The organism is Gordonibacter pamelaeae 7-10-1-b (assembly GCF_000210055.1).
Lineage (GTDB): Bacteria > Actinomycetota > Coriobacteriia > Coriobacteriales > Eggerthellaceae > Gordonibacter > Gordonibacter pamelaeae.
Genome location: NC_021021.1, coordinates 1041848 through 1051217, shown reverse-complemented (window position 1 = coordinate 1051217; position 9370 = coordinate 1041848). Strand labels below are relative to the sequence as shown.

Here is a 9370-nt window from a genome sequence, read left to right as displayed (position 1 = left end):
CCTGCGGCTTGCCCGCAGCCGGCGCGGGCAAGGCTACCGGGTCGCCGTACTCGTCGATCGTGCCGTTCGCACGCCCTTCCAGGTAGACCGCGCGCGCCTTGCCGCGCCGGAACGCCACGTCGGCACGGCCTGTGTGCAGCTGGTAGCAGTACCAGAACACGAACGGGATGCCGATGATACCGTTGAACAGGCCCCATCCTGCCATGAAGTCGGGGTTGAACCACGCGGCGCTGTTCATGATGGTGGGGAACAGCAGCGGGAAGCAGCTGCGCAGCAGAAGGTGCGCGCCCAGCGTGTAGATGCGCCCGGTGATGTAGAGCTCCGGCCGGCGCATGACAATGGGGTACAGCTCGGCCGCCGCCAGGATGCAGCAGGTGGACGCGAAGAACTCATGGCCCTCGGCGTACACGAAGCAGGCGTTCCAGGTGGTGTAGAGGAAGTTCCACATGGGCACGGTGTAGGAGAGGATCTCGCCGTGGCTGGAGGTGTCGTACTTCCAGAACTTGTCGCCGAACGGCATGGTGACGCACAGGATGAAGCCGGCGAGCGCGTTCATCATGTTGCCCATCTGCACGTCGCGCAGCGTGGCCTCGGCGATGTTGCAGAACACGATGCCGTACAGCACCCAGCGCACCCAGCGCTTGCGCATGGTCCGCCAGAACGGCGTGTCCTTCTGCTCCACGGCGGCGATGCGCCCGAGGCCGGCGAAGATGAGCGGCAGGATGACGGAGAGGTTCTTGGCCCAGCGGAACCAGTCGTCCCCGGGGATGTTGGCTATCCATAGCGGAATGGTGACGAGCGACACCACCCACACCCACATCGACGTGCGGTAATGCCGTCGCATGAACTCGGTGAGCAGCATGAGCAGCACGGTGTAGACAACCATCGAGATCGGCGTGACCCACACAGGCACGGTCATGGCGAAACCCCTTCCCCCGGTGAAGCGGCAGCTGCCGTGGAACGGCATGCGATGCCGGCAACGTTGACGCCGCCAGTCTAGCATCGCCGGCCATGCCGCTTCTTTCACAAACCGCCCTCCCGTGTGAAAGACTTCGCCTGCGAGCGCCCCGTATACTGCGGGCAAACGCGCGGTGGGCGAGGGGCTCATACGTGCACGGGCTCGCATGAAGGGGGCGATCCTCGTGGGTATCCTGTACCAGGCCGAAGATCCGCTGTACTGGGCCATCTGGCTGTTCATCCTGTTCGCACTCATGGCGTTCAACGAGCTGGGGCGCGTGAAGCTGTGGGCCGGCATCGCGCTGTTCGCGGTGGTGCCGCTCGTGCTCACCGTCTTCGTGTGGCCCACCACGGCAGCGCCCGGCAACCCGTACGGCACGGGCACGTGGTTCAACTGGGTGAAGACGTACTCGGCGCTGGCGGGCTGCCTCGGCTTCATCGCGCTGCGCTTCGTGAAATGGCGCGGCGCGGACGGCCGCACGCACCACCTCTACGAGAAGCGCTGGGCGCTCTGCTTTCCGCCGCTCATCCTGGCCATCAACATCGCCGAGGCCGTGATCCGCGACTTCCAGGTGTTCGGCTTCGGGTTGTGGCAGGGCGGCATCGTAGAGAACCTGTGGACCATCTCCGGGCCGTGGAACATCATGAACGGCATTGCCGGCATCCTGAACATCGTCACCATCTGCGGCTGGTTCGGCATCTTCATCTCGAAGGACTCCGCCCGCGACATGATCTGGCCGGACATAATCTGGGCGTGGATCATCGCCTACGACCTGTGGAACTTCGCCTACACGTACAACTGCATCTCCGACCACTCCGCGTACTGCGGCCTGGCGCTCTTGCTGGCGTGCACCATCCCCACGTTCTTCATCAAGAAGGGGGCGTGGCTGCAGCATCGCGCGCAGACGCTCGGGCTCTGGATTATGTTCGTGATGACGGTGCCGCAGTTCGCCGACGTGCTGGCGCCCATCCCCACCACGCACAATCCCGCGGCGTTCTTCGCGGTGAGCCTGCTCGCGCTCGCCTCGAACGTGGCGCTGGCCGTGTTCCAGTTCCGCCGCATCCGGCAGCGCAAGCTCAACCCGCTCACCGACGAGCTGTACGTCGACACCAAGGCCTACCAGCGGGTCGTGGAGGAGAACAGCTAGGCCGCGCGCATGTCCGGCGCCTCTTCCCTCCCGTATAATGGACGCGTGCAGGAGCACCCCGCGCGCGTCCATGCGCGCTTCGGAGCGAGGGGAGGGGCCATGCGGCTGGGCACCAGGCAGACCAGATACGCGCCCGTGCAGCGCGAGTGCGGTCGCTCGCTCGCCGAGAGTCGGCGCCTCACGGGGCCGGCCGGCGACATCATGCTGGCGGCGCGCTCCCTGTTCGAGCGCCAGGGCGTGGCGAAGACCACGGTGAAGGACGTGGCCGCCGAGGCCGGCGTCACGCGCGAGCTGGTGTACTACTACTTCGAGAACAAGCAGGCCGTCGTGGACGCCGTATTGGACGATTACGTGGAAGACCTGGTGGAGAGCGTCATCGTGTGGAACGAGTCGCGCCGGTTCGGTGACACGTCGGGGTCGCTGCGCGCGTGCATCGCCACGTTCCGCCGCGCGCTCTACGACGCCGAGGGCAACCAGCGCCCCATGATAGCCGTGCTGGAGGAGCTGGGCGTGCGCGACGCATTCGACGTGCGCGCCGTGCGCGAGACGGTGGACTGCATCAACGGGAATATCGTGGCCGAGTACGCGGCGTACCATCAGGTGGAGATAGAGTTCGTGTACGAGATGTTCTGCGTGGTCATCTTCGGCCTGGTGGGCCTCGTGAAGATCAACCCCGCCATCTCCGACGAGGCGCTCATGAAGGTGGTGGAGCAGGCGCTGCATCTGGACATGGAACCGCTCGACGCTCCCGACGAGATACGCCACCCCAACCCACCTGCGGCTACGTGCGAAGCGTGAAGATTGGCGCGCGCGTTGCCGGGGCGTGTTATAGTCGTCACCGACGCGTTGACTGTGGAACGCCTGGCATTTATATGCTTTGACCTCGTATTATACCGAGCGAGGCGGCGTATCCCGGATCGCGAGGGAGGTTTGACGAATGAGCGAATCCACGCGCGGCCTTGACCGCCGCACGTTTTTGACAGGCGCTGCCGCACTGGGCGCGGCCGTGCTTTTGAAGCCGGCTCTGGCGTTCGCCGAGCCCACCGCCGCCGACAAGCTGGCGGAGGCCGACGCCGTCCGCGCGCGCATCGTGGACATGCAGGCGCAGCTGGACGTGGTCACGGAGCAGTACTACAAGGCGCTCGACGAGCACGCGGCTGCCCAGCAGGCCGTTGCCGATGCCCAGGCGCGCATCGACGAGGCGACCGCGCAGATCGCCGGATTGCAGGAGAAGCTGGGCTCCCGGGCCCGCAGCATGTACCGCACCGGGCAGTCCTCGGTGCTCGACTTCATCATGGGCGCCACCACGTTCGAGGAGTTCGCCCAGAATTGGGATCTGCTGGAGAAGCTGAACGACAACGACGCCAGCTTCGTGCAGCAGACGAAGGACCTGCGCGCCGAGGTCGAAGCCGCCAAGGCAGAGCTCGAGCGCCAGGAGCAGATTGCAGCCGAGGCGGCTGCCGAGGCCCAGCGCATCAAGGAGGACGCCGAGCGCTCGGTGGCGGAGCTGCAGGCGCTGCTCGCCCAGCTGGACGCTGAGGCCCAGTCGCTGCTTGCGCAGGAGCAGGAAGCGGCACGCCAGGCCGAGATAGCCGCGGCGCGCTCGCGTTCGTACGGCTACTCGGGCACGACGTCGCCCGTTCCATCCCAGGGCTCCGTGGTGGACTACGCGCTCTCGCGCATCGGCTGCCCCTACGTATGGGGTGCGGCCGGGCCGGATGCGTTCGACTGCTCGGGCCTGGTTCGTTGGGCGTATTTGCAAGTGGGCATGTCGCTTCCGCACCAGACCGAGGCGCTGTACAACGCGGCGAAGGCTCGCCTTCCCGTTTCCCAGGCGCAGCCCGGCGACGTGCTGTGGGTGGGCTACGGCGACGGCTACAACGGCCACGTGGGCATCGCCTGCAATGCGGGCGGCACCCACTACGTGCATGCCCCCACGTTCGGCGCCCGCGTGCGCGATACCGACGGCCTTGGCTGGGCCGGCTTCACCCATGCGCTGCGGTTTTAGGCCGCCGCTCGGCCCGGTTCGCTTTTCGCATTGCCCGCACCCGCGCCGCTCCCGGCGCGGGTGCGCTATTATAGGATGTGCGCCCTCGGAGGCGCACGATGATATACCGAAGGAGCTTTCATGACTACGCTGTTCGTGAACGCCTGCATGCGCGGAGAGGACTCGCGCACGCTCGCACTGTGCCGTGAATACCTGCAGGACAAAGAAGAGGTCGTCGAAGTCGACTTGGCCACGCTCGGCCTCAAGCCGTTCGACGCCCAGATGGTGGCCTACCGTACCGAGAAGCAGAAGGCGAAGGCATGGGACGATCCCATCTTCGACCTGTCGCACCAGTTCGCCGAGGCCGATGAGGTCGTCATCGGCGCGCCGTACTGGGACCTGTCGTTCCCGGCGGCGCTCAAGGTGTATATGGAGCATGTGAGCGTGTGCGACATCGCGTTCCACTACACCGAGGACGCGCGGTGCGAGGGCATCTGCAAGGCGGACCGCCTCACCTATATCGCGTCGTGCGGCGGGTTCGTGGAGGGCGCGAACTTCGGCTACGAGTACTTCTGCGGCATCGCCAAGATGTTCGGCATTCCCGAGACGCGGTTCGTGGCCGCCGAGGGGCTGGATATCGTGGGTATCGATGTGGAGGCCCAGATGGACAAGGCCCGAGCCCAGATAGCCGCGCTCGACTAGCATGTCGTCGGCCGCCCATGACGCCGAGGGCCTCGTGGCCCTTGCACCTCCGCGCCTCGACCATCCGGTCCGGTTGTCCGACTACCTGGGTGCAGCCGGCGCGACCGTGATGATCCAGCGGGCGCTCAACTGCGTGGATTCCCGGTTGGTGGATCACGGCCTGCGGGTGGGCGCGATCATGGACGCCATGCTCGAGGCGGCGGGGTGGGAGCCGGCAAGGCGCCGCGACGCGTGCCTCATGGCGCTCATGCACGACATCGGCGCCTATTGCACCGAGGAGATCGATCGGCTCGTGGAGTTCGAGTCATGCGACGTGTGGGAGCATTCGTTCTACGGCTACCTTTTCTTCAAGGAGCTCTCGCCGTTGGCCGGCTATGCCGAGGTCGTGCTCTACCACCATATGCCCTATCGCCTGTTCACCGACCAAGATCCGGCGGTGCGTTTCCTCGCGCAGGTGCTGCAGGTGGCCGACCGCGTGGACATGCTGTTGCTGGAGCGTCCCCGGGCAAGCACCGAGGAGGTGGCGCATGCGCTGGGGAGCGCTCCTGCGGGCCAGTTCTCGTTCGAGGCGACGGCCCTGTTCCAGGAAGCGGAGCGGCGCGCAGGCCTGCTCGGGCAGCTGCGCGGCGGTTTCGATGCGGGGGATGCGCTGCGCAAGGTGTCGGCTGCGGCCGATCCTGATGCCGCTGCGGCCTTCCTCGACATGCTCGTGCATGTCATCGACTTTCGCAGCCGCCACACCGTCACCCATACGGTGACCACGGCCTGGACGGCCTACGAGATAGCCCGCCGCCTGATAGCCGACGAAGCCGAGAGGGGCCGTGTGTACTGCGCCGCGCTGCTGCATGACGTGGGCAAGATCGGCATCCCGCTCGGCATTTTGGAGAAGCCGGGACGCCTCGATGCCCGCGAGATGGCCGTCATGCGCACGCATGTGACCTTGACCGAGTCGATCCTGGCCGGTTGCGTGCCCAATGACATCGCCGCTGCGGCGGCCCGACATCACGAGAAGCTCGACGGCTCGGGCTAGCCGCGCGGCCTCGCGGCTGTCGAGCTGAAGATGGCGGACCGCATCATCGCAGTGGCCGACATCGTGAGCGCGCTGGTGGGCACCCGCAGCTACAAGGAGGCGTTCCCGAAAGAGCGGGTGCTGGAGGTGCTGGCCGACCAGCGCGACCGCGGGTTGATCGACGGTTCGTGCGTGGCGGTGATGGTGCGCGATTACGACGAGGTCATGGCCGTGGTGCAGCGCGCATGCCTTCCCGTCGCGGCGTTGCACGAGCGCGTGCAGCAGGAATACCGCTGGCTTTTGGACCAGCTGGCGCGCCATGAGGCGGAGCCTTTGACGGAGCCGGCCGCGCCGGTCGGCTGAACGGCGGGTACCGTGCGCCGCTCCAGGCCGATAATGACGGCCAGATGAAGGGGAGGAACAGGATCATGAAACGTTTGCTCATGGTGGTGGACTACCAGAACGACTTTGTGGACGGGGCCTTGGGTTTTCCCGGTGCCGAGAAGCTGGAGAAGCCCATCGCCGACAAGATCGCCGCGTACCGCGAGGCGGGCGACGAGGTGGCGTTCACCTTCGACACGCACCGGCGCGACTACCTTGACACGCAGGAGGGGAAGAACCTCCCCGTAGCGCATTGCGTGGAGGGCACGCCCGGCCACGACCTGTACGGCCAGGTGGCGGACTGCCTGCGCGACTCCGACACCGTGTTCTGCAAGCCGGCGTTCGGCTCGGCCGCGTTCTTCGAGCGCTGCCGCCAGTCGCAGCGTGCTGCCGACGCGGTGGGCAAGCTGCCGTTCGCGAGCATAGAGATCGTGGGCCTGGTGTCCAACATCTGCATCATCTCGAACGCCGTGCTGGCGAAGACCGCCTGCCCCGAGGTGCCCGTCATCGTGGACGCCGCCTGCACGGCCTCGTTCGACCCCGACCTTCACGAGAAGGCCCTCGACGTCATGGAAGGCCTCCAGATACAGGTGATCAACCGCTAGCAGCGCACCGTGGCGCGCCCTTGCGCCTGTGGCGTTGCGCGCGTATATTCTGCCTAGACGGGGGGATAGCGTGCCGGTGGACGACGTGCGAGGGGGAGCCATGGAGACGAAGTACACGACCTGCGTGTTCTGCGACGGGGGCTGTCGGGTCAAGGCCGAGGTCGACGGGGATCGGCTGCGCGTGCTGCCGGCTGATCCGGCATTCCCGGCCATCTGCCCGAAGGCGGGCATGGTGGATGCGTACCGCCTGCATCCCGACCGCGTGACCGTGCCGCTGAAGAACGTGGGCGAACGCGGCGAGCCGCAGTGGCAGGAGATGTCCTGGGACCAGGCGCTCGACGAGATAGCCGCGCGGCTGCGGGCGGTGGCGGACGCTTACGGCCCGGAGGCCGTGGCGTTCGCCGAGATGCCGCTCAACATGGGCTTCGGCGGCATCACCCGCCGCCTGATGAACTGCCTGGGCACTCCCAACTACACGGCGCCGGTGGCGCTGTGCATGGGCAACACCGCCCAGGTGCACCGGGCGGTGTACGGCTGGTTCGCCGGGGCGGACTGGGAGCGGACCGACTGCATCGTCTACTTCGGGCAGGACCGCGACCGCGAGCGCTGGCCCGGCGAGTACCTGGCTCTGAACGCAGCGCTCGAGCGCGGGGCGGTGCTCATCGAGGTCGACCCCCGCGAGACGGCCACGGCGAAGCGCGCGCACTACCACCTGCGCATCCGCTACGGCACCGATGCGGCGCTCGCGCTCGGGTGGATCAACGTCGTCATCGGGGAGGGGCTCTACGACCGCGCCTTCGTGGAGGGTTCGTGCACGGGCTTCGACGAGCTGGCCGCTCGGGCGGCGGAGTACCCTCCCGAGCGCGTGGCCGCCCTCTGCGGCATCGACGCCGAGCTCGTGCGCGAGACGGCGCGCGTGTACGCGCGGGCGCAGGCGGCCATCATCCCCTGGGGCGTGGTGGGCGACATGCAGCGCAACTCCACGTCGCTATTGCAGGCGCAGTGCATCCTGCGCGCCCTCTGCGGCTTCGTGAACAAGAGCGAGTCGGTGTGCGGGCCGGCGCTCGGAGGCGTGGGCAACGCCGAGCTGGCCGCGTTCGAGCTGCTGCCATCCGAGAAGCGCGCCCTCCAGCTGGGGCGCGGCGCCCATCCGCTGCTCACGTTCGCGGCCTCGGACCTCTACCGTCAGGCCAACGAGCGCGAAGGCGTGCCCTACGAGCCCGACCTGCTGGCCGAGTCGTGCGCCTGCGATCCGGCATCGCTGTTCGCCGCCATGCGCGGCGAGGGCCCCTACCCCGTGAAGGCCTTCTTCTCCGTGGCGAACAACACGGTGATGAGCTATGCGAACCAGCAGGGCATCGTCGACGCGCTCATGAACCAGGACCTCGTGGTGGCCTTCGAGCATTGGCTCACGCCCACGGCGCAGCTGGCCGACTACGTGCTGCCGGACGATATGTGGGCCGAGCGCGACGTGTTGGGGTCGCCGTTCGACGTGGGGCCGGCCTTCTCGACGGGGCAGGCGTTCCGCAGGCCGGCGGGCCAGTGCAAGAGCTGGTACTACGTGGTGAAGGGCCTGGCCGACCGCCTGGGCTTTGCGGAACGGTTCCCTTGGGCGAACGAGCACGAGCTGTACGATTGGCGGCTGGCGCCGCTCGGCCTCACGTGGGAGGACGCGTGCGCGCGGGCGCCGGAGCCCCTCCTACGCGAGCTGGCTGCGCCGGGACGGTTCGTCACGCCTTCGGGCAAGGTGGAGCTGGCCAGCTCCGTGCTGGCCGAGCTGGGCTTCGACCCGCTGCCCTCCTACGAGGAGCCGTCCGATCCCGGCTGCGAGGCCGCGCCGGAGGGAGCGTACCCTTACGTGGCGTTCGCGGGCTTCCGCGAGCGGAAGTCGTACAACACGAACCTGCACCAGATGCCCGAGCTGCGCGCGCAGGAGCCGGAGCCGCGGTTCTTCGTCAACCCGGCCGATGCGGCGGCCGAGGGCATAGGCGAGGGCGCCTGGTGCGTGGTGGAGACGGCGTACGGGCAGGTGGAGCTGTTGTCCCACCTGGATGAGGCGCAGCCTGAGGGCACGCTGCGCGTGCCGCACGGCTGGTGGAAGCCCGAAACGGCCCCGGGCGTCGCGGCCGGCTTGAGCGGCGCCTGCCTCCACAACGACGGCATGCTGTTCCCCGATGCGGATTGGAACCTCGATCCCGCCCAGGGCGTTCCGAACCTGCGCGGCGGCATCCATGCCCGCGTGAGGGCGAAGTAGCGGGCGGGCGTCGCTCGCTACTTCGCCCCAGCTGCTCGCGCGCCCCCTAGCGGCGGCGTGCGAACGCCTCGAGCACGAGCTGCGCGCGGGTGCCGATGGGCGTGTCGTTCTCGGCGAGGAAGCGCGGGACGTCGGCGATGGGCAGCAGGAACGGCTCGATGAGCTCGGCCGGCTCGGGTTGCGCGTCGGCCACGCGTTCCACCTGCGCGAACACCACCTGCACCGTCTCGTCGGTGAGGCCGGTGGACGAGAAGCCCGCCTGCGGCAGGGGGTCGAGCGCCGCGGCGCCCAAGTCGGCGCGCAGCGCGTAGCCCGTCTCCTCGCGCA

General features: G+C 67.7%; 10 protein-coding genes. 8 read left to right on the top strand and 2 right to left on the bottom strand.

The window, feature by feature from the left end; translation table 11 throughout:
• The coding region (locus GPA_RS04915; RefSeq protein WP_083808920.1) for a hypothetical protein at positions 1-919 on the bottom strand (919 nt) is incomplete at its 3' end.
• A gap of 223 nt (positions 920-1142) precedes the next feature.
• Between GPA_RS04915 and GPA_RS04910 the strand changes: the two genes are divergently transcribed.
• From GPA_RS04910 to GPA_RS04880, 8 genes are all read left to right on the top strand, one after another.
• The gene (locus tag GPA_RS04910) at positions 1143-2105 is read left to right on the top strand and encodes a DUF5692 family protein (protein ID WP_041240092.1); all 963 of its coding nucleotides are present in this window, start codon (positions 1143-1145) and stop codon (positions 2103-2105) included.
• Between the two features lie 99 nt (positions 2106-2204).
• Entirely contained in the window at positions 2205-2903 is a 699-nt protein-coding gene (locus GPA_RS04905) for a TetR/AcrR family transcriptional regulator (RefSeq protein ID WP_015539132.1), read from the top strand.
• Between the two features lie 139 nt (positions 2904-3042).
• The gene (locus tag GPA_RS04900) at positions 3043-4113 is read left to right on the top strand and encodes a C40 family peptidase (RefSeq protein ID WP_015539131.1); all 1071 of its coding nucleotides are present in this window, start codon (positions 3043-3045) and stop codon (positions 4111-4113) included.
• Positions 4114-4233: 120 nt separating this feature from the next.
• The gene (locus GPA_RS04895; protein ID WP_015539130.1) at positions 4234-4794 is read left to right on the top strand and encodes an NAD(P)H-dependent oxidoreductase; all 561 of its coding nucleotides are present in this window, start codon (positions 4234-4236) and stop codon (positions 4792-4794) included.
• 34 nt (positions 4795-4828) lie between these two features.
• Positions 4829-5824: an HD-GYP domain-containing protein gene (locus GPA_RS04890; RefSeq protein WP_231847574.1), complete on the top strand. Its 996-nt coding sequence runs from the start codon at positions 4829-4831 to the stop codon at positions 5822-5824.
• A 30-nt stretch (positions 5825-5854) separates the two neighbouring features.
• The gene (locus GPA_RS19965) at positions 5855-6166 is read left to right on the top strand and encodes a hypothetical protein (RefSeq protein WP_015539128.1); all 312 of its coding nucleotides are present in this window, start codon (positions 5855-5857) and stop codon (positions 6164-6166) included.
• A 65-nt stretch (positions 6167-6231) separates the two neighbouring features.
• Entirely contained in the window at positions 6232-6789 is a 558-nt protein-coding gene (locus GPA_RS04885; RefSeq protein WP_041239123.1) for a cysteine hydrolase family protein, read from the top strand.
• A 100-nt stretch (positions 6790-6889) separates the two neighbouring features.
• Positions 6890-9043, top strand: a complete 2154-nt coding sequence (locus GPA_RS04880; RefSeq protein WP_015539126.1) for a molybdopterin-containing oxidoreductase family protein — start codon at positions 6890-6892, stop codon at positions 9041-9043.
• Between the two features lie 46 nt (positions 9044-9089).
• Here GPA_RS04880 and GPA_RS04875 read toward each other — a convergent pair.
• On the bottom strand, positions 9090-9370 hold a 281-nt coding region (locus GPA_RS04875; RefSeq protein ID WP_041239121.1), incomplete at its 5' end, for an NUDIX hydrolase.